Consider the following 23,014-nt stretch of genomic DNA (forward strand, 5'->3'; position numbering starts at 1 on the left):
GTCGGACCGGTTCACCATAACCGTGAACCTGGGTGTTGCACAGGGCCACCGATCAAGTGATCACCGAGGGTTCACGGTCGTGACCGTACGGTAACCGCTCTGACGCCCCCGGGCTACGACGCCCGGGCGCTCGACTCTGCACGGATGATGATGCCATCCCCGAAGGCTTTGGTCACCCAGCTGATCATCGCCGGGCGTGCCCGCGCCGCGAGCTCGACGTGCGCCGTACGCCCGTCCGGGGTGGACGCGTCGACCACGACGACGTCGTGCAGGCCCGCCGTCGCGGCGGGATGCTGCGCCAGATGGTCCTGGACGTCCGTCCGGATCTCGGCGTCGGTCAACGTCAGGACCGCACCCGCGTCCGGTGTCCTCGCCCGGCCCTCGTAGAAGGTCTCGTGCGTCATCGCGTCGGCGCCGGTCAGCGCGAGGGCGTCGGAGAGCTCGTACAGCCGCTTGCGCTCGAGATGCACCTGCGTCGCACTGACGACCACGGTCACGAGCAGCAGCGCGAACGCGACGAACGCGCTCGTGATGAGCATGATCTGGCCGTGCTCGCTCGCCTCACCGCCCCGGGTGGCTCGTCGTCCGCACCGGTCGCCGCGCAGACGCGCCCACGCCCGGCAGAGAAGTTCACCCGGTGGACGCGCCCTCATGGTCGCCTCGCGGCGTACTCGTCCACCGACGCGACGTGCTGCGCCTGCACCGGTATCGCGAGCGGCACGGCCGACCGGGCGAAGTCCGGCACGAGGGGCAACGGCACCTCGACGCGCACGCTCGACGTCACGGCGCTCCCGGGTTCGAGGCACTCGGTCGACGAGCACGCGAGCGTGAGCGCGTCGGCGGTCCCGACCCCGTCGAACCCCTGGTCGTCGAGCGCGATGCGCACCGCGACGGCGGCCCGCGCCGACCCGTCGGCGGCGGACTGCGCGGTGACGAACGCGCGCGCCGCCTCCCGCGACGCACCCTCGACGGCGAACGTCGCCGCCTGGAGCCGGCCCACGGTCAGGACGAGGTACATGGTCGGCAGCAGCAGCACGAGCGCGACGCCGAGGAACTCCACGATCGCGCTGCCCCGCTCGCCCCGGGCGTCCGCGCCGCCAGCCTGTCCCGTCGCCCCGCCGACCAACCGTCCCTGCGCCGCGACCAGCCAGCGCGGACGGCGCCGGAGCGCGCGCATCACGGTGCCTCCTCGAGCGCGTGACCGTCCACCGTGACGGCGCCGGACGGTCCGAGCATCCCCACCACGGGCAGGGGCGCGGACACCGTCACCTCGACCACGGGCAGGCCGTCGATCGTGGTCTGACGTGCCACGACATGGCCCGCGTACCGCTCGGACAAGGACGCGGTGATCAGCTCGCGCGTGCGGGCGACGCCGTCCGCAGGGCCCCGGTCGGCACGTCCCGCGACGCGCGCACCCTCGGCGGCGCAGTCCACGAGGGTGGCCCGCACGTGCACGGCCAGGGCGACCTGGACCACGCCGAGGAAGAGCACCAGCACGAGGATCGAGACGAGCGTGAAGTCGACCACCGCCGAGCCCCGCTCGGCGCGGTCGTCGGCAGCGGCCCGGCGGGTCACCGTCTCACGCACCGGTGGCACGACCACTCAGGGTGCACCCACGCTGCTGATCGCGTTGCTGAACGCCTGCGTGAGCGCCGGACCGGCGACCGCCCACAGCGCGATGACGAGCCCGGCCGTCATGAGCGTCACGAGCACCCACCCCGGCACGTCGCCCCGCTCCGGCGCGTCGCCCGTCAACCGGCGCGCCGCGCGGCGCACGGCCTCGTGGCCTGCGCCGATCGCCCTCCACGTCGTCCTCGACATCGTTCGTCCTCCCTGTCCCCCCGGTCCCCCGGGACTCGTCGCGCGCGGACTGGTTCCCGCGCCCGTGCGTCACGTCGTGCGTCAGAACCCGATCCGTAGCGTGGCGATCGACGGGAACACCGCGAACACCACCGTGACCGGCAGGATCAGGAAGACCACCGGCACCATCATGAGAACCTCCTTGCGCCCGCCCTCCTCCATGAGCGCGCGACGACCCGACTCGCGGACGTCCTGCGCCTGCGAGCGCAGGACGTCCGCGAGCGGGGTGCCGCGCTCGACGGCAACCGCCACACCCTCGGCGAACCGCGTGAGGCTCGCGAGCGCGGTGCGGTCCGCGAGATCCTCGAGCGCGCGCGTGAGCGGCACGCCGGAGCGCACCGACGCGAGCGTCGCGGCGAGCTCTCCCGACAGCTCGCCGCGCGCCGTCGTCGCGACGCGCTCGAGCGCCGCGACGGGCCCCTCCCCCGCTCCGACGGCGAGGGCCAGGAGCTCCGCGACCGTGGGGAACTCCGCGAGCATGCGCGACTCCCGACGCCGCGCGGCCCGACCCAGCATCTGGTCGCACGCGAGGTCGCCTCCGACCCCGCACACGACCGCGAGCAGCACGAGAGACACGACCGACGAGCCCCGCGTCGCCGCGAGCAGGACGGCGAACGACGTGCCGGCCGCGAGGCCGAGCACACCCCACACGAGCTGCCGTGCGCGGAACTGCTCGACGGTGTCGGAGCGACCTGCGCGCTGCAGGGTTCGGCTCAGCTCCGACCTCGTGGAACCGAAGCGTTCGAGCGCGCGGCCGGCGTCCCCGACCCATGGCGCGACGAGGCGCTCGAGCGTGGGGAACGGCGTGTGCACGGGCTGGTCCCGCAGCAGCGTCGAGGTCGCGTCGCGCTCGCGCAGATAGGGCGCGAGCCGTTCGTCCAGGCTGATGGCACGTCCGCGCAGGCCGGCCACGACCAGCAGGACCCCGATGCCCGCGAGCGCACCGATGGTGACCCCGACCCACGACACGCCGATCATCGCAGCACCCTCTCGTCCTCGGGCAGGCGGCCGATGCGCAGCATGAGCTGGTACGCGACGACCGTGCAGGCCGCGCCCGCGGCGAGGACCGCCGCACCGGCGACCGAGTTGTAGGCGGCCGCGGTCTCGGGGCGGGTCGCGAGGAACCCGAGCACGACCCACGGCCCGGCGACGGCCAGTCGAGCGCCGTTGACCGTCCACGACTGACGTGCCTCGAGCTCGCCGCGGGTGCGCGCGTCGTCGCGCAGGAACGTCGAGAGGGTGCGCAGCAGGCGCCCGAGGTCCGTCCCCCCGACGTCGCGCGTCAGGCGCAGCGCCTCGACGATGCGGTCCGCGACGGGGTCGGCGAGCCGGTCCTTGAGCGCGTCGAGGCACTCGCCGAACCGTCCGCTCGCGCGATAGTCCTGGGCGAACCGTCGGAACGGGTCGCGCAGGACCTCGGGTCCGCGGTCACCGAGCTGGCCCACGGCCTCCGGCAACGACAGGCCCGCGCGGACGCCGGACGCGAGGTGGTCCACCACCTCGGGCCAGACCTCTCGCAGGCCGGCCCGGCGGCGTCGGGCACGGGCACGCACCAGCGCGGACGGGGCCGAGGCCGCGATGACGCCGAAGCACGCGGCGATCGTGGCCGACCCCGTCAGGACGGCCCCCACGAGCCACACCACGAGTCCCACGCCGACGCTGGACGCGACGAGCGCACCCGGGGTCACGGACGGTGCGCCGGCCTGGACCAGCAGGTCCTGGGTGCGGGCGGCCCAGCCGTCGGTACGACGGGGACGCCGCTGCCCGGGGTCCCAGAAGGACCACCAGACACAGAATGCGCCCGCCCCGAGCATCAGGCCGACGACGACACCCATCAGCGCGCCCCCGACCAGGTGCCGGTCACGGCGTAGGGCTCGTGCTCACCGGGCGGGTGCAGCAGCGCGGCGAGGTCGATCCCGGCGCGGGCGAACCTGTCCGCCGCCGGCGGGAAGCCGTCGGCGCGCACGAGGCGGGCCCCGGCGCGGACGAACAGGTCTGCCGCCTCCACCACCCCCTGCTCGACCCTCCCGGGCACACCGACGATCTCGCGCACCTGGCGGCGTCCGTCGACGTCGACGCCGAGATGGACCACGAGGTCGATCGCGGACGCCACGGTCGGGACGACGAAGCGGTCGGAGACGTTCTCGCCCGCGAGCAGCGGGAGCGTGCACATCTTGGCGACCGCCTCGCGGGCGCTGTTCGCGTGGATCGTGCACATTCCTGGGACGCCGGCGTTCAGTGCGATCAGCAGGTCGAAGCTCTCCGCCTCGCGGACCTCACCGATGACGATGCGATCGGGACGCATGCGCAGCGCCTCCTTGACGAGCCGGCGCAGCGGGATCTCTCCCGTTCCCTCGAGGCTCGGCTGGCGACACTGCATCGACACGAGGTCGCGCACCGCGAACCGCAGCTCGAAGACCTCCTCGGCCGTGATGACGCGCTGGGTCGCCGGGATCGAGCCGGCGAGCGCGTTGAGCATCGTCGTCTTGCCCGCCTGGGTCGCCCCGGCGACCAGCACGTTGAGGCCCGCTCGCACGGAGGCGTCCAGGAACGCCGCCGCGTGCGGTGTGAGCGAGCCGAGGCGCACCATGTCGTCCAGCCGCGACGCACGCACGACGTGCTTGCGGATGTTCACCGCGAAGTGCTCGCGCGTGACGTCCGGGATCACGACGTGCAGGCGCTCTCCCCCCGGGAGCGCGGCGTCGACGAAGGGGCTCGACAGGTCGAGGCGGCGCCCGGAGGACCGCAGCATCTGCTCCACGAGGTCCCGTACCTGGGCGGTCGTGAGCATGGTCGTGGTGAGCTCCGGCTCGCCGTCGCGCGCGACGAACACCTGCGAGGGGGCGTTGATCCAGATCTCCTCGACCGCCGGGTCGTCCAGGTAGGGCTGCAGCGGTCCGAGCCCGGCGACGGCGTCCAGGACGGCACGACGTGCCCCGGCGGGATCGACGAGCGGGGAGACCGCGCCGAGCGAGCCGCGCGTCTCGTAGTCGGCGACGACGTCCCGCACCAGCTGGTCGACGGTCGCGCGGTCACGGACCGGGTCGACGGCGCGGCGGCGCACCAGCTCGCGCACCTCGGCCTCGAGGACGCCGATCGGGTGCTCGTCCACCGACATGTCGTCCGCCTCCCCCTGCCCTGCCCGGCTCCGGTGACGACGTCGACGTCGGCCACCGGACGATTCGCGCCGAAGACTAGGGCAGATCGCCCGAACCGTGTCGAGGCGCTTGTGGACGGTGTCCTCCCAAGGGCGGAATCCTGCGGTTCCTCGCCGAGGGGTGTCCCACATCCTGGGCAGGCGGTCGCGCGCTAGGGTCGGTCCATGACGACCCACGGCGACCTCCCGCCCGGCCGCTGGCAGGCCGCCGCCCGCGCGGCCGGCCTGCTGCGCCCCGACGGGACGGTCGCCGCGACGATCTTCGCCGAGATGACGGATCTCGCCCGGCGCACGGGCGCGATCAACCTGGGCCAGGGAGCGCCCGACGTCGACGGCCCCGCGACCGTGAAGCACGCCGCCCAGCGCGCCATCGCCGAGGGCCACAACCAGTACCCGCCCGGACCGGGCGTCCTCGAGCTGCGGAACGCGATCTCCGACCACCAGTACCGGCACTACGGGCTCGACGCCGACCCGGACACCGAGGTCCTGGTCACCACGGGCGCGACCGAGGCCCTCGCCGCGACGATCCTCGCGCTCGCCGGCCCGGGCGACGACGTGGTGACGCTCGAGCCGTTCTACGACTCGTACGCCGCGTCGATCGCGCTCGCCGGCGCGCGCCACGTCACCGTCCCGCTCGTGCCGGGCCCGCACCGGTTCGCGCTCGACGTCGACGCGCTGCGCGCGGCCGTGACCGACCGCACCCGGATCATCCTGGTCAACTCGCCGCACAACCCGACGGGCACGGTCCTGACGCTCGACGAGCTGGACGCGATCGCCTCCGTCGCACGCCGCCACGACGCGCTCGTCGTGACCGACGAGGTCTACGAGCACCTGGTCTACGACGACGTGGAGCACGTGCCGATCGCGACCCTGCCCGGGATGCGTGGGCGCACGCTGACGATCTCGTCGGCGGGCAAGACGTTCTCGTTCACCGGCTGGAAGGTCGGCTGGCTGCACGGACCGGCCCCGCTCGTGACCGCCGTGCGCACGGTCAAGCAGTTCCTCACGTACGCCTCGGGCGCGCCGTTCCAGCCCGCGATCGCCGACGCCCTGGCGGACGACGAGACGCCGCGCGCGCTCGCCCACTCGCTCGCCACCCGTCGCGACCTGCTGTGCTCGGGCCTGGTCGAGGCCGGGTTCCAGGTCGTCGTGCCGCAGGGCACGTACTTCGTCGTGGCCGACGGCGCACCCCTGGGGTTCGACGACGGCGTGGCGCTGTGCCGGGAGCTGCCCGACCTCGCCGGGGTCGTCGGCGTGCCCGTGGCGGCGTTCTGCACGCCCGGCTCGGCGACCGCCCGAGCTCTCGCCTCGCGGGTGCGGTTCACGTTCGTCAAGCGCGAGGACGTGCTGCGCGACGCCGTCGGCCGCCTCGGCCGGCTCGGCCGGGAGCGCCGCGGCTAGGACGGCCGGTCAGGATCCGGGCGGGCAGACCCCGGGGAGCAGCTCCTCCTCGGGCGGCGCGGCGTCGTCGGAGCCGTCGTCCCCCGCGCCGTCGGAGGCCTTGTCCCCGGACCCCGCACCGTCGTCGGCCCCGGCGGCGTCGTCCGCCGGTGCGTCGTCCGACCCGGGTGACGGTGTCTCGTCGCCCGTGACCAGCTCGGACGCGTCGTCGCCGGGTTCGGTGGTCTCCTCGTGGCCCGGGGGCGGCTCGTCCGCGGCGAGCCGGGCCCAGATCTCGTCCGCCGCGGACGTCCACTCGACGCGGTACTGCTCGCGCGGCGAGTCGACCACCGGCAGCTCGGTGAACACGACCTCGGCCGGGTCGATGCCTCGCAGGCTGTACGCGAGTCCCGCCAGGGCGGCCGGGTCGGCGAGCGACTCGTCGGCACTGACCGAGCTCAGCGCGGCCTTGATCGTGCGGTAGAGCTGGGGCGAGTTGGTGATGACGTTCTTCGCCAGGACCTGGCGCACCATCGAGTCGATGAACCCCTGCTGGCGTTCGATGCGGGTGAGGTCGCTGCCCACCTCGAGACCCAGGCCGTGCCCGTCGCGGGCGCGGACGTAGTCGATGGCGGTGTCGCCGTCGATCGTCCGCTCGCCGGCGGGGATCGACAGGCCGGGCGAGTGCGGGCCGCCGACGACGTCCTCGGCGAAGCACATGCGGACCCCGTCGAGCGCGTCGACGACCCCGATGACGCCGGTCATCTTCACCACGACGTGGTTCGTGATCGGGATCCCGGTCAGGTCCTGGACGGCGGTGATGGTGCACGCGGCGGCGTGGTCGAGGTCGTCGACGCCGCCGGAGCCGATCTCGAACGCGGCGTTGAACATCTCGCCGTACCGCGGCGCGGACATGGACCCGTCCGGGAGGGTGCAGGACGGGAGGTCGACGAGCGAGTCGCGCGGGATGGAGACGACCTCCATGCGCGTGCGGTCGCCGGAGACGTGCACGATGAAGGTCGTGTCCGAGCGCATGCCTTCCTCGTGCCCGGCGATCTTGGCGTTCTCCTCGTCGCGGTAGTCGGTGCCCATGACGAGGATGTTCAGCGCGTCGCCGGCGAACGGGTCGTCCGGGTCCTTCGGCTTCTCCGCCGGCGCGGCGGCCACGGGCCCGCCGACGACGTAGCTCGACGCGTCGCTGACCTCGATCTGGGACTTGAGGTCCACGTAGACCGCGGCCGCGGCGACGCCGGTGAACGCGAGCGCCCCGGTCGCGACGAGCCCGATCGCACGCGCGACGTGGTGGGTGCGTTGACCGCGGGCGTGCCGTGGCAGGCCGCGCTCCTCGTCCTGCGGGTGCCCGTCCTGGTGCGTCGCGCCGGGTCGACGAGGTGGCTCCGGCGCGGACGACGATGTCACGTCGACGGTGGTGGGCACGCCCTCATGGTAGATCCCGGACGAACCGCACGCAGGTACGCTCCGTCGTCGACCCGTGAAGATCTCGCGCAGGGCCACGGGCGGGCGGGCGGTCAGACGGGGTGGTGCCAGCCGCCGCGTCGGAACGCGGGCGTGGCCAGGCCGAGGACGAGCAGCGCCGTGGCGACCGCGCCCAGCATGACGGACGCCATCGCGACGGCGTCGCCGCCGAGCACGCCGACGAGCGGGCTGACGAGGCCCGCGACCCCGGACTGGAACGCGCCGATCACGGCGGCGGCGGTGCCGGCCATCTCGCCGTGGCGCGAGAGCGCGAGCGCGGACGCGTTGGGGGGGATGAACCCCTGCATGGACAGCACGAGCCACAGGGCGAGCAGCAGGCCGAGGACGCCGCCCGCCCCGGTGACCGCGACGACGAGCAGCGCGAGGGCGAAGACTCCCTGGAGCGTGATCGCGGCGCGCAGCAGGCGGATCGGGGCGACCCGCCGCACGAGCGCTGCGTTGACCTGGGCGGACAGGACGAGGCCGATCCCGTTGACGGCGAACAGCGCGGCGAACTCGCCGTGGCTGAGCCCGTAGCCCTCCTGGAGGACGAACGGCGAGCCGACGACGTAGCTCATCAGCACCGCCATCCCGAGCCCGGGGAGCACCGCGAGCGCGAGGAAGTGCCGGTCGCGGAACAGCGTCGCGTACCCGCGCAGCACGGTGGCGGCGCCGCCGGTGCGGCGGCGCTCGACCGGCAGCGTCTCGGGCAGGAAGCGCAGCACGATCGCGCCCAGCACGACGCCGAGGACGGCCAGCACCCAGAAGACGGCGCGCCAGTCGGCGTGCACCGCGATGAACGAGCCGATCGTCGGCGCGAGCAGCGGCGCGAGCCCGATGACGAGCATGAGCCGCGAGAGGATGCGCGCGGCGTCGGACCCGGTGAAGCGGTCACGGATGATCGCGATCGAGGAGACCTGGGACGCGGCGTTGAAGAATCCCTGCAGGACGCGCAACGCGATGAGGGCGCCGATGCTCGGGACGATCGCACAGAGCACGGACGTCACGACGTGCAGCGAGAGCCCGACGATCACGGGCAGCCGTCGTCCGAACCGGTCGGAGAGCGGGCCGATGACGAGCTGGCCGACGGCTCCCCCGACGAGCATGCCGGACAGCGTGAGCTGGGCGAGGGCCGGGTCGGCGTTCAGGTCGGTCGCGACGTCGGGCAGCGACGGGAGGTACATGTCGACGGTGAAGGCCGGCAGCGTCGCGAGCGCGCCGAGCATGAGGACCCAACGGACGGTCGACCGCGACCGGGGTGCGGAGGTGGCCGGGGTCGAGGACATGGGCACCATCGTATCGATTCGACCCTGCGCACGGCGGGTCGGGTGACGTGACGCTCGTCGCGTGTGGGCGGCGTGCGGCACCCTGGAGAGATGTGCGGACGCTATGCCTCGTTCCGGGACGCCCAGGACCTCGCCGACGAGTTCGCGGTCGCCGAGATCGCCGACGACGCGCGCCTCCTGCCGCCGTCGTGGAACCTCGCCCCCACGGACCCCGTGCGGATCGTCGTGGAGCGCGCCGCCAAGGACACCGGCGAGGTCCGACGCTCGCTGCGCGTCGCGCGCTGGGGTCTCGTGCCGTCGTGGTCCAAGAGCCCGGCCGGCGGCGCCCGGATGATCAACGCGCGCGCCGAGACGATCCTCGACAAGCCGGCGTTCGCCAAGCCGTTCGGCGTGCGGCGCTGCCTCGTCCCCGCCGACGGCTACTACGAGTGGCGGCCGCTGCCCGACGGCGCGTCGCCGGTCGGGAGCCCCGCACCCGCGACGGGCCGCCGCAAGCCCCCGAAGCAGCCGTACTTCATCGCGCCCGACGACGGCGGCGGCGCCGCGTTCGCTGGCCTGTACGAGTTCTGGCGGGACCGGACCAGGGCGGACGACGACCCCGAGCGCTGGCTCGTGTCGACGACGATCATCACGACCGACGCCGCGCCCTGTCTCGCCGAGATCCACGACCGCATGCCGCTCGCGCTCCCGGCTCGCACCTGGGACGACTGGCTGGACCCGGCGCTCGACGCACGCGGCGCGGCGGACCTCCTCGGGCTCGGCGGCCCGCACGACGACGTGCCGATGACCGCGCGCGAGGTGTCCACGACCGTCAACTCGGTCACCAACGACGGTCCCGGTCTGCTCGAACGCGTCTGAGCACGGTTCCCGGCGGACGCGGTGCCGGCGGACCGGGAGGTCAGCCCCGGTACGCCCGCTGCAGCCGGACGGGCTCGATCGTCCCCAGGCCCTGGACCTCCTGCGCGGGCTGCGCGGTGAGCGCGAACCGCTGGTCGTGCGCGAGCAGTCTCGCGGTGTCGCTGTCGACGAGCACGGTCGTCGGCTCGGACAGGTCGACCAGGCGCGACGCGAGGTTGACGCTCTGGCCGAACACGTCCCCGAACCGGGACAGCACCCGCCCCCAGACGAGGCTGACGCGCACCGGCGGGACGTCGACGTCCGCGGCGCGACCGCCGGCGTCGGCCAGCCCGAGCGCGACCTGGGCACCGGTCACGACGTCGTCGGCGACGTAGAGCACCGCGTCCCCGATCGTCTTGACGACGCGTCCGCCCGCCGCCGTGATGACGTCGCGCGCGCTCGTCTCGAACAGCTGCACGAACTCCGCGAGCTCGCTCGACCCGAGCCCGCGCGTGCGCTGCGTGAAGGACACGATGTCGGCGAACCCGACCGCGCGCGGCAGCGGCAGCTCGTGCTCGTCCACCGACGCGGCGCGCGCCTGGGAGAACTCGACGCCGAACCGTCCCGCGACGGCGGCCAGCTGGCGGTGCCAGGCGTGCAACAGCTGCTCCTCGAGCACGGGGGCGAGCTCGGGCAGCCGGTCGAGCACGAGGAGGCGTGCGCTCGTGTCGTCGAGGGCGTACCGGCGCGTCATGTGCTCGACGAGCGCCTCGACCTGCCACAGCACGAGCCGCTCCGTGGTGTGCCCGGTCGAGCGGATGAGCGTCGTCAGCGCGCGCTCGTCGAGCCGCTCGGACTCGGCGAACGCGAACACGTCCGCGAGCGTCCTGGCGTCCTTCTCGGTGAAGGCGTGCTCCTCGCCCTCGGTGACGGGCAGACCGAGGGCCTGCCAGTAGGCGCGCAGGCGGGACTCGTCGACCCCCACCCGCTCGGCGAGGCCGTCGAGCGTGAGGGTGCGTGGTCCGCCGAGCAGCGCCTCGTCGAGGGCCGCCTCGGTCCCGTCCGTCGCGTCGTCCTTGTCTCGCACCTGGCGATCCTACGGCCGCTCCGCGCGGTCCCCGGGACGCAGGTGGTGGACGTCTGCGCTGCGGCTGACGCTCGTGGTGCCGTCGTCGTGCTCCACGACGAGCCCGCCGTCGGGCGCGAGACCGGTCGCGACCCCGTGCACCGACCGGCCGTCGACCAGGTCGACGCGCACGCGCGTGCCGATCGTCGCGCAGAGCTCGACGCACTCGCTGTCGAGCCCCGCGGCGCGCACGTCGCCGCCCGCGCGCTGCCAGCGGCCGAGCACGCGCGCGAGCTCCTCCTCGAGCGCGACGAGGAGCACCTCGCGGTCCGTCGAGGCGGCCCCGGCGAGCGCGAGCGACGTCGCGCCGGGGACGGCCAGCTCGTCGCGCCCCTGCGAGACGTTGAGCCCGACGCCGACGACGACGCCGCCGTCGGGCAGGACCTGGGAGAGGATGCCCGCCACCTTGCGCGACGGCGTCCCGGACCCGTCGGCGCCGGGCCGCGGTGCCGACGGGTCCGGCACGAGGACGTCGTTCGGCCACTTGACCACCGCGTCGACCTGCGCCGCGGCGCGCAGCGCGAGCGCCGTCGCCAGCCCCGCGAGCAGCGGCACCCAGCCGAGCGCGGCGCGCGGCACGTCCGGGCGGACCAGGAGCGAGCGCAGGAGCGCGGCACGCGGGGGCGCCGTCCAGGTCCGCCCGAGCCGACCGCGCCCGTCCGCCTGGTGCTCGGCGACGAGCAGTGCGGGAGCGGGCCACGCGCCGGGGTCCGTGGCGACCGCGCGCGCGAGCTCGGCGTTGGTCGACGTCGACTCCGTCACGACCTCGAGCCGGCCGAGCGGCCCGGCCGGGGAGACGAGACGTGCGCGCAGGGCGTCCGCCCGCAGCGGGGGGCGGGCAGGGCCCTCGGGCGTTGTTCCGCCGTCGGGCGGCAGGGGTGCGGTCGTCACCCGGACATCCTCCCCCGGACGACCGTCCACCGTGGCGGGGCGGGCACCTGCGGGCCCGTTGTGGGAAGTCGCCAACACGCGCCCCCGGCACGCTGGCGTCGACCGCATCGAGTTGGTCCCATCCACCAACTAGTCTCGTCCGTGTGACCGAACCCTCCGCCACGACCGACGCGACACACACGCCAGCCACGAGCACGAGCTCGTCCTCCACCACACCGAGCCCGAGCCCGAGCCCGACCGGTGGCACCGCCGCCCCGCTCGTCGGGACGGCCGCGAAGCTCGCCGACCTCGACCGGCGTCGCGCCGAGGCGACGACGCAGCCCGAGGAGGCGGCGCGCGCCAAGCAGCTCGCGCGCGGCAAGAAGACCGCGCGCGAGCGCGTCGAGGCGCTGCTCGACGAGGGCAGCTTCGTCGAGCTCGACGCCTTCGCCAAGCACCGCTCGTACAACTTCGGGCTCGAGAAGAAGCGGCTCGCGGGTGACGGCGTGGTCGTCGGCCACGGGACGATCGACGGCCGCCAGGTGTGCGTGTACAGCCAGGACTTCACGGTGTTCGGCGGGAGCCTCGGCGAGGTGCACGGCCAGAAGATCACCAAGGTCCAGGATCTCGCCCTGCGCACGGGCGTCCCCCTGATCGGGATCAGCGACGGTGGCGGCGCGCGCATCCAGGAGGGGGTCGCGGCGCTCACCCAGTTCGCGGAGATCTTCCGGCGCAACGTCGCGGCGTCGGGCGTGATCCCGCAGGTCTCGCTCATCCTGGGCCCGAGCGCGGGCGGCGCGGTCTACTCCCCCGCGCTGACGGACTTCATCGTCATGGCGGACCGGACGTCGAACATGTTCATCACCGGGCCGGACGTGATCCGCGCGGTGACGGGCGAGGACGTGGGGTTCGAGGAGCTGGGCGGCGCGCTGACGCACAACTCGACGTCCGGCGTCGCGCACTACATGGGCGCCGACGAGGACGACGCGATCGACTACGTGCGCCACCTCGTGTCCTACCTGCCGCAGAACAACCTGTCCGACGCGCCGTCGTACCTCCCGGACGACGACACGCCCCTGGACGTGACCGACGACGACCTCGAGCTCGACGGGCTCGTGCCCGACTCGGACTCCATGCCCTACGACATGCGCGCGGTGATCGAGCACGTCCTGGACGAGGGTGCGTTCCTCGAGGTGCAGCCGCTGTTCGCGAAGAACGTGCTCGTCGGGTTCGGGCACGTCGAGGGCCAGTCGGTGGGTGTCGTGGCCAACCAGCCCCTGTCGATGGCCGGCACGCTCGACATCGACGCGGCGGAGAAGGCGGCGCGGTTCGTGCGCACGTGCGACGCGTTCAACATCCCCGTGCTCACGCTCGTCGACGTCCCGGGCTTCCTGCCCGGCGTCGACCAGGAGCACCAGGGCATCATCCGTCGCGGGGCGAAGCTCATCTACGCGTACGCGGAGGCCACGGTCCCGCTCGTCACGATCATCACGCGCAAGGCGTACGGCGGCGCGTACATCGTCATGGGGTCCAAGCAGCTCGGGGCCGACGTCAACCTCGCGTGGCCCACCGCGCAGATCGCGGTCATGGGCGCCGGCGGGGCGGTGAACATCCTCCAGCGCGGCACGTTGAAGAAGGCGTCCGACGAGGGTCTCGACGTCGACGCGGAGCGTGCGCGGCTCGTCGCGGAGTACGAGGACGCGATCGTCAACCCGTGGGACGCCGCCGAGCGCGGCTACGTGGACGCGGTGATCCGCCCGTCCGAGACACGCGTGCAGGTGGTGCGCGCCCTGCGCGCCCTGCGGACCAAGCGTGCGACCCTGCCCCCCAAGAAGCACGGGAACATCCCCCTGTGAGAGATCCCCACGTGAGGAGTCGGCGCGCATGAACCACGAGGACGCCAGCCACGGCCCCGCCCCGCTCGGGTCGGTCGACCCGGCCCCGATGCACGACGCGGTCGAGGCGCTCGCGGCGTCGTTGCACGAGTACGTCGAGGCCGCGGTCGGGGTCCGGGCGGAGTTCGGCGCCGCCGAGGCGGACGAGGACCCGCGCATCCTCGCGCTCGAGCAGCGGGTCGGGTCGTTCAACGCGCACCTGTTCGACCGGCTGCACGAGGCGCTGGGGATGCACCCGGACCTGACCTCGTCGGTGTGGGAGCCCGGTGCGGACGACGCCGACGCGGCGAGCGCGTCCGTCGCGACCCGCGACGACCTCGCCGAGGAGTTCTACCTCGGGTTCGTGGTCGCCCCGCCGGCCGGCACCGCCGACATGGGGCTGGACGACGTGGTCGGGCTCCTCGACGACGCCGGTGCCCGGGTCGTCGAGCGGCTCGTCGACTCCGGGTTCGACGTCGTCGAGTGGACCGCGTCGCGCGGGGACGCGTTCGACGAAACGAGCGACGGCGTCGACGACCCCGACGACGACGGCCCGGCCGACCCCGGGACGGAGGACCGACGATGAGCGCGGGACGGCCGAGCGTGCGCGTGGTGCGGGGCACGCCGGACGACGTCGAGGTGGCGGCGCTGGTCGCCGGGCTGGCGGCGGCCGCGGCGGCCACGCAGCCGCCCGACGACATGACGCCGGTCGACGAGTGGACCAACCGGGTGCGCGGCCTGCGCGGCACCGGCGGCGGCGCGACGGCGAAGAGCTTCGGCGGCCGGGCCGGACGGCACAACGCGGACGCGTGGCGATGGAGCCTGCGCTCGTGACGTCAGGAGCACGGGGGTCACGGGTCCGGTACCTGCCCGCACGGTCGGTGCTCGTGGACCTGCCGCGGTCGCCGGACGCCGTCGACGCGGACCCTGACGAGCTGCCCGACGCCGCACCGCTCGCGGCGTGGCGGCGGTGGGGCTGGGCGGTCGCGTTCGTCCCGACCGTCGCGCTGATCGTGTACCAGCGGGTCGCCGCCGGCCGCGACTGGCCCGTCCCGGACGCGGTCGTCGTCGCGGCGATGATCGGTCTGGTCGCCACCGCGGTGCTCGCTCTCGTGCGCTACCAGGACGACCGCGCGGCGCTCGCGTTCCAGCGGGGCCGGCGTGCGCTGCTCGCCCGGCCGGTCCGCGCGACAGGGGCGTTCTCCGCCTCGGACCCGACCGGCGCGGACGGGGTCGTCACGTTGACGCCGTCGTCGGGCGTGCCGCTGGCCAGGCCGGTGCGCCTCCACGTCCCGGACGGGGTCGCCGGACCACGACCGGGCGACCCGGTCGCCGTCTGGCACGCCGCGGACGACGAGGACGCGACGAAGGTGCTGCTGGTGCGCTACCACCGGGCGTGGGCCGACGACCTCCTCTCGCACCTGCGCGAGGACTGAGCCGGACCCCGACCACACGCCGTCGTGCACCGTTCACCCGGCGTTCGCCGCCACCTGACCTGCACGTCGCTCCGGGTGCCTACCGTGCCGCCATGACCGGCATCCGTGCCGAGCCCGGTGGGCCGCGGCCCACCGGCACCTCGGCCGGCGGGACGACGCCCGCCCACCACGAGCAGACCGCTCGCGCCGACGTCCGGCGCGGCGCACCCGGCACGTCGAGCCCCCCGGGCACAGCGGGCGCACCCGGCGCATCCGGCACGGAGGGCACGGAGGGCACGGAGGGCACGGACGACACGGACGACACCGGGAGCGCGGACGGCGCAGGCACCGCGCGCCGGCTGGCCGGCGCCACCGTCGTCGCGGTGGTGCGCGACGAGGAGGACCACCTCGACGCGATGGTGCGGTCGGCGTTGGTGCAGGACTACGACGGCCGGCTCGAGCTGGTGCTGGCCGTCGGGCCGTCGCGCGACCGCACCGCGCAGATCGCGCGGGACTGGGCGAGGCGCGACGGGCGGATCACCGTCGTCGACAACCCGACCGGCGGCCGGTCGACAGGGCTGAACCTCGCGATCTGCGCGGCGGACCCGCGCACCGACGTCGTGATCCGCGTCGACGGGCACGCGGTCCTGCCGGTCATGTACGTCCGCCGTGCGATCCGCACCCTCGAGCGCACCGGTGCGGCGAACGTCGGCGGCATGATGCTTCCCGTCGGGACCACGTCCACCCAGCGTGCCGTGGCGCGCGCGATGCGGCACCCTGCCGGGATCGGAGCGGCGGCCTTCCACACGGGCGGCGCCGAGGGGGAGGTCGCGACGGTCTACCTCGGCGCGTTCCGCCGCGACGCCCTCCTGGCCGTCGGCGGCTACGACGAGACGATCGTGCGCGGCGAGGACTGGGAGCTCAACCGACGGCTGCGGAGCTCGGGACGAGGCGTCTGGTTCGACCCGGCTCTCCACGTCGTCTACTACCCACGCTCGTCCCTGCGAGACCTCGGACGCCAGTTCTGGCGCACCGGGATGTGGCGACGCGAGATCGTGCGTCGTGAACCGCGGACGGCCGGCCTGCGGTACCTCGCCCCGCCCGCGCTCGTCCTGGCTCTCGCGCTCTCCGTGCTGACGCTCGTCGTCGGCGCGAGCCTCGCAGCCCCCTGGGTGCGCCTGGGACTCGCCGTCCCGGTCCTCTACGCGCTCGCCGTGCTCGTGGCGTCGTGGCACGCCTCCCGGCGCGAGACGCTACGGATCGCGGCGCTCCTGCCCGCGGTGCTCGTCACGATGCACCTGGCCTGGGGCGCGGGCTTCCTGCGCGGCGTGCCGCGGGCCTCGCGGGACGAGCACCGCACCTGACGGGCGGCGGCGACGCGACGCGCGTCCGGGCGGTGCGCTCAGGATGCCGGCACGGGGTCGGCATGGTCGGGAGGTGCGAGCGCCCCGCGGTCGTCCGTCGCCTCGATCTCGTCGAGGTAGCGCGCCACCCGCGGGCCCGGCGAGGCGGCACGAGCCCGGGCGAGGCGGCGCCGGTAGGTCGTGGGGTCGTGGAGCCTGGCGAGGTACACGGCGGCGGCGTCGATGCTGCCGCGCAGCGTCGGGTGCGTGAACCGCTCCGCGAGCGAGTCGATCATCGACAGCTGCGCAGCGGGTGCGATCGCACCCCAGTCCACGGCGCGCGCGGACACCGCGAGCGGCCGGGTCACGACGAGCACGCCGCTCGCCCGGGCCACGTGCCCCACGAACTCGCACCGGTCCCACATCGCCTCGACGGTGACGAGCACCCACGGCGAGCCCCAGTGGAACATGTCCTGGTGCACGACGACGCTGCCCGGTCGCGTGCGGGCGAGGAAGTCGTGCATCACCGGGGTGATCGCCTCCGCGTGCTTGACCAGGTCGACGAAGAGCAGGTCGACCGGTCCGCCGGGCAACGGGATCGGCTCCGAGCCACCGACACGACCCGGGTGGACGTCGACGAGCGAGCGCACCGGCCCCACGAGCCGCTCCCAGCGCGGCAGGACGTCCTCGTCCGCCGCGACGCCGAACTCGGGCCACGCCTCCTGGACGAACGTGTCGTAGGTGTGGACGCGCACGTGGCCCGGCCCCTCGTCGCGGTCCTGGAGGCCGCGCCCGATCGCGACGGTCGAACCGCCCAGGAACGTCCCGAGCTCGACGACGTCGCCCGCACCGCCCAGGCTGTCGCGGGCGAGCAGGTACAGCAGGTCGACCTCCTCGCTCGCGAGCATCGTCGGCAGGTCGCGCGCACCCTCGAACGGCGCCGGGGAGAGGCCCCGACGTGCCCGGCCGACGACCGAGCGCACGGCAGCGACACGAGCGGACGCCGCGTCGACCGTCATCGGATCGCCTCGTCGATGGAGCGTCCCACGGGCAGCGTGCGCATGACCCGGGGCAGCACGCCCGAGCGTGCGTAGCGCGCGCGCAGGACGGCGTTGCGCTCCTCCTTGGCGATCTGCGGCGACCGAGGGTCGAGCACCCGCGCGCGGCGCAGCTGGTCGAGGCTCTCGTCGTAGCGGCCGAGGTGACGGTAGGCACGAGCGAGCTGGCGGTGCTCGCCCACGGTCGCGCCCCGGGTGGCCCAGGCGGTCGTCAGGACGCGCTCCACCTCGTCCCAGCGCCCGTCGGAGGCGAGCTCCTTCGCGCGGCGGTGCGGCGTCCCGAGCCCGTCCGCGCCCGGTGCACGAAGACCACCCGCACCGGCCGCCGCGGCGTCACGCAGGTCCTGCACGAGCTCGCGCAGCTCCCACGGCCGCAGGTGCTCGAGCCACGCGGCGTCGAGCTCGTCGTACGCGCCCCCGCGTGCCCCGGGCTGCCAGGGCTTGGCCCCGACGTGGTGCAGGACACGCACGTCCTCGGCGTCGAACAGCGGCGCGTGGTGGGCGAAGATCCTCTTGGTGGTGTTGAACTCGAGCGGGAGCGCCCGCCACGAGGGCAGGAAGGCGTTGAGGAACCCCTGGTCCCCGCCGTCGTACGAGCCGCCGGTGCGCAGCACCGCCTCCATCCGCGCGAACACCTCGCGCGACGGGGTGAAGGCGAAGACGCCCGAGTTGAACACGTCCCCGCGCGGCAGGTCGAGGCCCGCGTCCGGGACGGCGGCGAAGTCGTCGCCCGCGAAGAGCTCGTCCACCGGGCCGAGCACGACGGTGTCCGCGTCGAGGTACACGAGCCGGTCCCACGCGTCGAGCCGGAAGACGTGCAGCTTGGTGTACGTCGCGGCGAACCGGTCCTGCACCTTGGCCGCAGCGCTCCCGGCGCGCGCGGTCCCGCGCGCCGTGTGCGGGTTGACGATCGGTGGCACGTCGACGACATGGATACCGCTCGCGAGCAGCGCCGTGGTATTCGCGTCCGGGGTGCACAGAGCGACGAGCGGCACGTCGCTGACGGTCCGGAGCGAGTTCGCGAGCGCGCGCGCCCCGTGGTGGTAGTCACCCGAGACGACCGTGACGTACGCGCACCGACGACCCTCGACCTCGGCCCACGGGTCCGCGGTGGGGACCTCGCGGACCTCCAGGCGCACCGTGCCGTCGGCGTCGGTCCCGGCGGGCACGACACGGTCCTTGGCACGCCCCAGCAGCGGCACGGTCTCCGGCGACATGGCACGGCCCTCGGCCAGCGGGGCGGGGCCGGGCAGGTAGAGCTCGAGGGTCTCGGACGCGCAGTGCGTGGTGATGCGCGCGTCGGGGAACTCGGTCAGGCAGGCCCGGAGGAACGCGAGGTCCGTGCTCACGGAGTGCGCGTCCTCGTAGCCGGGCCGCAGGTCCTTCTCGCGCAAGGTCGCCTGGACCTCCTCGGGCACCGTGAACCCGTAGCGCGCGTCCTTCGACTCGTAGAGGTCGATGCCCGCCAGGTGGATGTCCCGGAACCCGACGGCGAGCCCGAACGCGAGCGCCTGGAGGCCGGTGGTGGGCAGGCCGGGCCTGCTCATGAAGTGGCGCGCGAGCCGAGGGTGCTGCGCGACGACCGCCCACGAGTCGAGCTCGGTCAGGCCGAGCCCGAGGAAGGGGTTGCCGTTGCGTTCTCCGACCCGCGCCGAGGAGACGCGCACGGGGTTCGCGAGCCGGTCCACCTCGTAGCGGCCCGTGCGGATCTCCTCGGCGAGCCTGCGCTCCATGTCGGCGTGCGGGACGGCCGAGAACCACGCGTCGACGTGGCGGCCGAGGTGGTACTGGCTCTCGAGGAAGAACCAGTTCATGCGGAACACCACGGCGTCCGCCGGCAGGACGTCGTACCGGGGCATCGCCGCGGAGGGCCCGTTGCCCACGACGAGCAGGGGGCGCTCCACGAGTCCCGCCAGGTCCGCGATCTCCCGGTCCCCCGGCTCGCGCCCGTGGGGCACGCTGCGCATCGTCGCCACTACGTCTCCTGCTCTCCTCGTCCGACCGTCCGCACGCGCCCGGGTGCGTGCGCGGCGTCCACACAGGGTGGGGGCGTCGCATGAACGGGCGTTGAACCCGCCCTGTCGTGCCGGGCAACGACCGGCGACGTCTGCCTGCGTCCGGCCCCACGTCGGGGCAGGACGCGTGCCACCGCGCGACCGAGCGGTCCCGGGGCCGCGCAGCGGAGCCACGCGCGCACGTACCGGCGCCACGAGCGCGGCCCCGTCGCCGGCACCGGCAGCCGGGCGTGCCGCGAGCTCCGGGCGAGCTGCTGGACGACCCCGGCGAGCTCCCCCGGCTCCGGGTGCCCGTAGTTCTCGGCCCACCAGGCCGGGTCGGGTGCCCCGAGCTCGCCCCGTGCGACCTCGTCCAGGGTGCGCAGCAGGCCGCTGCCCGCGAAGACGGCGTTGAGCATCTCCTCGTCCACCCCGAAGTCGCGCACGACGGCGACGGGGACCCCGACGGCCGCGGCCTCGAGCGCCGCGGTCGAGCTCACCGTCACGAGCCCGGAGCCTGGTCCGAGCCAGTCCACGAGGGGACCGGTGCCGAACCGCACGCGCGCGGTGCCGTCCCGGTGCGTCAGGTCGGCACCGGGGGCGTGCTCGGACGTCCACAGCGCGTCGTAGGGGTAGGGCTCGGCGTGGGTCTGCCGCTCGCCGGCGACCGCACGGAGCTTGACCACGACGTCGTGCTCGGCGCCCGCGCGCGCGAGCGCGTCGAGCACCGCGACCCGCTGCTCGCGCGCGGCGGGGACCTTGGCCTGCGCGGCGAACACGATCCGTTCGACGGGAGCGGTCGCCGCAGCCGGCGGCCCCGACGGTGCGTCCGGGAGCACGCGGGCGAACGGCAGGTGCTCGAGCACGATCCGGGGACCGAGGCCCTCGGCCGCGTACGCCGCGGCGTAGGCGCGTCGCTCGGTCCGGGAGTGCACGACGAACGCGTCGCACGCCGAGCGGTACTGCACGCCGAGGGGCGTGGCCGGCAGCGCCATCCCGGGCAGCCCGGAGACCAGCGCGGGCCGTGGCCGCACGCCTGCTGCGGCGCGCACCACGATCTCGACGACAGGCCCGGTCGCGGCGACGAGGACGACGTCGGGCCGCAGCCGCCGTACGTGGGCGCGCAGCCGGGCCACGTGGACGGTCGCGACGTCGTCGGCCCGGAGGCCGGTGCCGGCGAGCGCGGCCTCGACCTGGCCCGCCGACGGTGCGATCGGGTTGCGCACCAGGGCGACCGAGGAGAGCACCCCGGGGAGCCGATCGATCGTCGCGGCGGCCCACTTGAGGTAGGAGTCCGAGTCGGCGAGCGCGAGCACGCGGACCTCTCGTGGCCGCGCGGGCACGTCCGTCATCGGTCCTCACCGGCCGCAGCCGCGACGAGGTGGTCGCGCAGGCGCGCGTCGGCACGTTCGGTCCACCAGTGCGCGGGGACGTCGGCGAGCTCGACGCGCGCCCCCGAGCCCCGCAGCACCTGCCGCAGGAACCGGTGGGCCGTCGACGGGAGGCACACGACGCGCTGGCTCGGGTCGAGCGAGCGGAGGCGCAGCTCGACCGGTGGTCCGGGGGGCGCGACGCGCACCCCCGGGAGAGCCGCGAGACGTGCGAGCACCCCGGCGTCGTGGCGGCGGTGCGGGATGTAGCACGTGCCGCCGTCCGCGGCGTCGGCGAGCGCCGCGACCCAGCGGACGTACGCGTCCGGGTCGACGAGCCCGTCGGCCACGAGAGCCGACCCGACGACGACGAGCGGTTCCGGGACGGCGGGCGCGGGCGGGAGGCCGGCGACCCAGCCGAACGCGTGCCGGGTCACCTCGATGCCCAGACCGTCGAGCGCGACCGCGTCGGCGGGGGCGAGATCGAGCGCGGTGCACAGCACCACGCGCCCCGGCCGGGCGGCCAGCGTGCGGATGCGCCGCGACACCCGGGCACCGAGCAGGCGTCGGGGGGCTCGTGCGGAGCGCCCGAGCCGCACGAGCGGCCCCCCGCCGCCCAGGAGCCGGACGGCCTCGATCGTGGCGAGCCCGTCGTCGAGCAGCACGAGACGACCGGGTCGCGCCGCGGCGAGGCCCACCTGCGCGCGGCCGGAGAAGACGTCTCCGACCGCGTGGTCCCGGTCGCGCGACGGCAGGTCGCGCGCGGACGGGCGGCCCGCCGCGACGAGCACGATGCCCGGGGGCAACGCCTCCGCTCCCAGCTCCCCGACCGCGGCGACGGCTGCGCGCAGCCCGGGGACGGTGGACCGCCAGCGGACCTCGACCGGGGCGGGCACGACTCCCGCGTGCACCGCCTCGAGGGTGCCGAGGAGCTGGAGCGGTGACTCGACGAGCGCTGTCGCGCGCGTCGTCACGCGCCGACGCTGGCGCCGGCGGGTGCACCGGCGCTCGCGAGGGAGTCGACGCGGCGCAGGCGCGCCCGGGGCTTGAGCTCCCCCTCGAACACGCGCTTGGTGCCGTCGCCCATCGCCTTCTCGAGGATCCGGATGTCGCGCACGAGGTGCTCGAGGCCGGTCGGCTCGAGCGACGACGCCTGGTCGGAGCCCCACATCGTCCGGTCGAGCGTGATGTGCCGCTCGACCGCGACCGCGCCGAGGGCGACGGCGGCGAGCGAGATCTGCAGACCGCGCTCGTGGCCCGAGTAGCCCACGGGCACGCCGTAGCGCGCGCGCAGGGTCTCGATGGTGCGCAGGTTCGCCTCCTCGGGCGGGAGCGGGTAGGTCGAGGTCGCGTGCAGCATCACGAGGCCGTCCGTGCCGAGGATCCCCACGGCGGCGTCGATCTCCTCGAGCGTGGACATGCCGGTGGACAGGATGATCGGCTTGCCCGTGTCCGCGAGCGCGCGCAGCAGCTCGTGGTCGGTGACGGATGCGGAGGCGACCTTGTGGGTGGGGACGTCGAGGTCCTCGAGGAACGCCACCGAGGGCACGTCCCAGGGCGAGGCGAACCACTGCAGGCCACGGTCCGCGGCGTGCGCGGCGACCTTCTCGTACTCCTCGCGCTCGAACTCGACGCGGTAGCGGTAGTCGAGGTAGGACATCTCGCCCCAGGGCGTCTCGCGCCGCACGTCGCGCATGTCCGCAGGCGTGGAGATCTCGGGCGTGCGCTTCTGGAACTTCACGGCCTGCGCCCCGGCCGCGGCCGCGACGTCGATGAGCCGGCGTGCGATCTCGACGTCGCCGTTGTGGTTGAGGCCGATCTCTCCGATCACGTAGACCGGCTGACCGTCGCCGACGAGGCGGTCGCCGATCGAGACGGGGGCCGGCTCTTCGGCCGAGGTGCGAGGGCTGGTCGTGGTGGTCATCGGTCGGGACCTTTCGTCGGTGTGCAGGTCCGCCGCGGGCTCGC

23 protein-coding genes are annotated in these 23,014 nt (G+C 74.5%); 7 read left to right on the forward strand and 16 right to left on the reverse strand.

The window, feature by feature from the left end:
* Positions 1 to 113 precede the first annotated feature (113 nt).
* From IF651_RS03105 to IF651_RS03135, 7 genes are all read right to left on the reverse strand, one after another.
* Positions 114 to 539, reverse strand: a complete 426-nt coding sequence (locus IF651_RS03105; RefSeq protein WP_241744077.1) for a hypothetical protein — start codon at positions 537 to 539, stop codon at positions 114 to 116.
* Between the two features lie 110 nt (positions 540 to 649).
* The gene (locus IF651_RS03110) at positions 650 to 1,177 is read right to left on the reverse strand and encodes a pilus assembly protein (RefSeq protein ID WP_241744086.1); all 528 of its coding nucleotides are present in this window, start codon (positions 1,175 to 1,177) and stop codon (positions 650 to 652) included.
* A complete protein-coding gene (locus IF651_RS03115; RefSeq protein WP_338403739.1) occupies positions 1,177 to 1,596 on the reverse strand; it encodes a TadE/TadG family type IV pilus assembly protein in 420 nt (139 codons plus the stop codon). Before IF651_RS03115 ends, IF651_RS03110 begins: the two co-directional genes overlap by 1 nt.
* Positions 1,597 to 1,602: 6 nt before the next feature.
* The gene (locus IF651_RS03120) at positions 1,603 to 1,821 is read right to left on the reverse strand and encodes a hypothetical protein (RefSeq protein WP_191827934.1); all 219 of its coding nucleotides are present in this window, start codon (positions 1,819 to 1,821) and stop codon (positions 1,603 to 1,605) included.
* Positions 1,822 to 1,902: 81 nt separating this feature from the next.
* On the reverse strand, positions 1,903 to 2,838 hold the full coding sequence (locus IF651_RS03125; protein ID WP_191827641.1) for a type II secretion system F family protein: 936 nt from the start codon (positions 2,836 to 2,838) through the stop codon (positions 1,903 to 1,905).
* Complete coding sequence (locus IF651_RS03130) at positions 2,835 to 3,695, reverse strand: type II secretion system F family protein (RefSeq protein WP_191827642.1); 861 nt, start codon at positions 3,693 to 3,695, stop codon at positions 2,835 to 2,837. The genes IF651_RS03125 and IF651_RS03130 overlap by 4 nt, the downstream gene beginning before the upstream one ends.
* Complete coding sequence (locus IF651_RS03135; protein ID WP_191827643.1) at positions 3,695 to 4,978, reverse strand: TadA family conjugal transfer-associated ATPase; 1,284 nt, start codon at positions 4,976 to 4,978, stop codon at positions 3,695 to 3,697. The genes IF651_RS03130 and IF651_RS03135 overlap by 1 nt, the downstream gene beginning before the upstream one ends.
* A 204-nt stretch (positions 4,979 to 5,182) precedes the next feature.
* Here IF651_RS03135 and IF651_RS03140 point away from each other — a divergent pair, with 204 nt between their 5' ends.
* On the forward strand, positions 5,183 to 6,418 hold the full coding sequence (locus tag IF651_RS03140; RefSeq protein ID WP_191827644.1) for a pyridoxal phosphate-dependent aminotransferase: 1,236 nt from the start codon (positions 5,183 to 5,185) through the stop codon (positions 6,416 to 6,418).
* A 9-nt stretch (positions 6,419 to 6,427) separates the two neighbouring features.
* Here the strand turns inward: IF651_RS03140 and IF651_RS03145 are convergent, their stop codons facing one another.
* Both IF651_RS03145 and IF651_RS03150 read right to left on the reverse strand, forming a co-directional pair.
* Positions 6,428 to 7,834 (reverse strand): LCP family protein, encoded by a 1,407-nt coding sequence (locus IF651_RS03145; RefSeq protein WP_338403740.1) that lies wholly within the window; start codon positions 7,832 to 7,834, stop codon positions 6,428 to 6,430.
* A gap of 92 nt (positions 7,835 to 7,926) precedes the next feature.
* The gene (locus IF651_RS03150; protein ID WP_241744078.1) at positions 7,927 to 9,159 is read right to left on the reverse strand and encodes a multidrug effflux MFS transporter; all 1,233 of its coding nucleotides are present in this window, start codon (positions 9,157 to 9,159) and stop codon (positions 7,927 to 7,929) included.
* 90 nt (positions 9,160 to 9,249) lie between these two features.
* Here IF651_RS03150 and IF651_RS03155 point away from each other — a divergent pair, with 90 nt between their 5' ends.
* Positions 9,250 to 10,017, forward strand: coding sequence for an SOS response-associated peptidase (locus IF651_RS03155; RefSeq protein WP_191827646.1), 768 nt, complete (start codon positions 9,250 to 9,252; stop codon positions 10,015 to 10,017).
* 40 nt (positions 10,018 to 10,057) lie between these two features.
* Here IF651_RS03155 and IF651_RS03160 read toward each other — a convergent pair whose 3' ends face one another.
* Both IF651_RS03160 and IF651_RS03165 read right to left on the reverse strand, forming a co-directional pair.
* A complete protein-coding gene (locus tag IF651_RS03160; RefSeq protein ID WP_191827647.1) occupies positions 10,058 to 11,083 on the reverse strand; it encodes an adenylate/guanylate cyclase domain-containing protein in 1,026 nt (341 codons plus the stop codon).
* Positions 11,084 to 11,092: 9 nt separating this feature from the next.
* Positions 11,093 to 12,013 carry a biotin--[acetyl-CoA-carboxylase] ligase gene (locus IF651_RS03165; protein ID WP_338403741.1) on the reverse strand — a complete coding sequence of 307 codons (921 nt, stop codon included), beginning with the start codon at positions 12,011 to 12,013 and terminating at the stop codon, positions 11,093 to 11,095.
* A 143-nt stretch (positions 12,014 to 12,156) separates the two neighbouring features.
* Here IF651_RS03165 and IF651_RS03170 point away from each other — a divergent pair, with 143 nt between their 5' ends.
* The 5 genes from IF651_RS03170 (at position 12,157) to IF651_RS03190 (ending at position 16,645) form a co-directional block, all read left to right on the forward strand.
* A complete protein-coding gene (locus IF651_RS03170; RefSeq protein ID WP_191827649.1) occupies positions 12,157 to 13,848 on the forward strand; it encodes an acyl-CoA carboxylase subunit beta in 1,692 nt (563 codons plus the stop codon).
* A gap of 28 nt (positions 13,849 to 13,876) precedes the next feature.
* On the forward strand, positions 13,877 to 14,452 hold the full coding sequence (locus IF651_RS03175; RefSeq protein WP_191827650.1) for a hypothetical protein: 576 nt from the start codon (positions 13,877 to 13,879) through the stop codon (positions 14,450 to 14,452).
* Positions 14,449 to 14,700 (forward strand): acyl-CoA carboxylase epsilon subunit, encoded by a 252-nt coding sequence (locus tag IF651_RS03180; RefSeq protein ID WP_191827651.1) that lies wholly within the window; start codon positions 14,449 to 14,451, stop codon positions 14,698 to 14,700. The genes IF651_RS03175 and IF651_RS03180 overlap by 4 nt, the downstream gene beginning before the upstream one ends.
* Entirely contained in the window at positions 14,697 to 15,302 is a 606-nt protein-coding gene (locus IF651_RS03185; protein ID WP_191827652.1) for a hypothetical protein, read from the forward strand. Before IF651_RS03180 ends, IF651_RS03185 begins: the two co-directional genes overlap by 4 nt.
* Before the next feature lie 92 nt (positions 15,303 to 15,394).
* Positions 15,395 to 16,645, forward strand: a complete 1,251-nt coding sequence (locus IF651_RS03190; protein WP_191827653.1) for a glycosyltransferase family 2 protein — start codon at positions 15,395 to 15,397, stop codon at positions 16,643 to 16,645.
* Positions 16,646 to 16,683: 38 nt separating this feature from the next.
* Here the strand turns inward: IF651_RS03190 and IF651_RS03195 are convergent, their stop codons facing one another.
* The 5 genes from IF651_RS03195 to IF651_RS03215 are packed head-to-tail and all read right to left on the reverse strand — an operon-like array spanning position 16,684 to position 22,970.
* Complete coding sequence (locus tag IF651_RS03195; protein WP_191827654.1) at positions 16,684 to 17,643, reverse strand: class I SAM-dependent methyltransferase; 960 nt, start codon at positions 17,641 to 17,643, stop codon at positions 16,684 to 16,686.
* A complete protein-coding gene (locus IF651_RS18130) occupies positions 17,640 to 19,640 on the reverse strand; it encodes a glycosyltransferase (protein ID WP_191827655.1) in 2,001 nt (666 codons plus the stop codon). The genes IF651_RS03195 and IF651_RS18130 overlap by 4 nt, the downstream gene beginning before the upstream one ends.
* A 17-nt stretch (positions 19,641 to 19,657) precedes the next feature.
* On the reverse strand, positions 19,658 to 21,028 hold the full coding sequence (locus IF651_RS03205) for a DUF6716 putative glycosyltransferase (protein WP_191827656.1): 1,371 nt from the start codon (positions 21,026 to 21,028) through the stop codon (positions 19,658 to 19,660).
* The gene (locus IF651_RS03210) at positions 21,025 to 22,020 is read right to left on the reverse strand and encodes a hypothetical protein (RefSeq protein ID WP_191827657.1); all 996 of its coding nucleotides are present in this window, start codon (positions 22,018 to 22,020) and stop codon (positions 21,025 to 21,027) included. Before IF651_RS03210 ends, IF651_RS03205 begins: the two co-directional genes overlap by 4 nt.
* Entirely contained in the window at positions 22,017 to 22,970 is a 954-nt protein-coding gene (locus IF651_RS03215) for an N-acetylneuraminate synthase family protein (protein WP_191827889.1), read from the reverse strand. Before IF651_RS03215 ends, IF651_RS03210 begins: the two co-directional genes overlap by 4 nt.
* Positions 22,971 to 23,014 lie beyond the last annotated feature (44 nt).

This window comes from Cellulosimicrobium arenosum, assembly GCF_014837295.1.
GTDB classification, from domain to species: Bacteria; Actinomycetota; Actinomycetes; order Actinomycetales; family Cellulomonadaceae; genus Cellulosimicrobium; species Cellulosimicrobium arenosum.

Coding starts and splice junctions, on each gene's coding strand:
- IF651_RS03105 (WP_241744077.1), bottom strand. CDS start 539: ATGCTCATCACGAGCGCGTTCGTCGCGTTCGCGCTGCTGCTCGTGACC.
- IF651_RS03110 (WP_241744086.1), bottom strand. CDS start 1,177: ATGCGCGCGCTCCGGCGCCGTCCGCGCTGGCTGGTCGCGGCGCAGGGA.
- IF651_RS03120 (WP_191827934.1), bottom strand. CDS start 1,821: ATGTCGAGGACGACGTGGAGGGCGATCGGCGCAGGCCACGAGGCCGTG.
- IF651_RS03125 (WP_191827641.1), bottom strand. CDS start 2,838: ATGATCGGCGTGTCGTGGGTCGGGGTCACCATCGGTGCGCTCGCGGGC.
- IF651_RS03130 (WP_191827642.1), bottom strand. CDS start 3,695: ATGGGTGTCGTCGTCGGCCTGATGCTCGGGGCGGGCGCATTCTGTGTC.
- IF651_RS03135 (WP_191827643.1), bottom strand. CDS start 4,978: ATGTCGGTGGACGAGCACCCGATCGGCGTCCTCGAGGCCGAGGTGCGC.
- IF651_RS03140 (WP_191827644.1), top strand. CDS start 5,183: ATGACGACCCACGGCGACCTCCCGCCCGGCCGCTGGCAGGCCGCCGCC.
- IF651_RS03150 (WP_241744078.1), bottom strand. CDS start 9,159: ATGTCCTCGACCCCGGCCACCTCCGCACCCCGGTCGCGGTCGACCGTC.
- IF651_RS03155 (WP_191827646.1), top strand. CDS start 9,250: ATGTGCGGACGCTATGCCTCGTTCCGGGACGCCCAGGACCTCGCCGAC.
- IF651_RS03175 (WP_191827650.1), top strand. CDS start 13,877: ATGAACCACGAGGACGCCAGCCACGGCCCCGCCCCGCTCGGGTCGGTC.
- IF651_RS03180 (WP_191827651.1), top strand. CDS start 14,449: ATGAGCGCGGGACGGCCGAGCGTGCGCGTGGTGCGGGGCACGCCGGAC.
- IF651_RS03190 (WP_191827653.1), top strand. CDS start 15,395: ATGACCGGCATCCGTGCCGAGCCCGGTGGGCCGCGGCCCACCGGCACC.
- IF651_RS03195 (WP_191827654.1), bottom strand. CDS start 17,643: ATGACGGTCGACGCGGCGTCCGCTCGTGTCGCTGCCGTGCGCTCGGTC.
- IF651_RS03205 (WP_191827656.1), bottom strand. CDS start 21,028: ATGACGGACGTGCCCGCGCGGCCACGAGAGGTCCGCGTGCTCGCGCTC.
- IF651_RS03215 (WP_191827889.1), bottom strand. CDS start 22,970: ATGACCACCACGACCAGCCCTCGCACCTCGGCCGAAGAGCCGGCCCCC.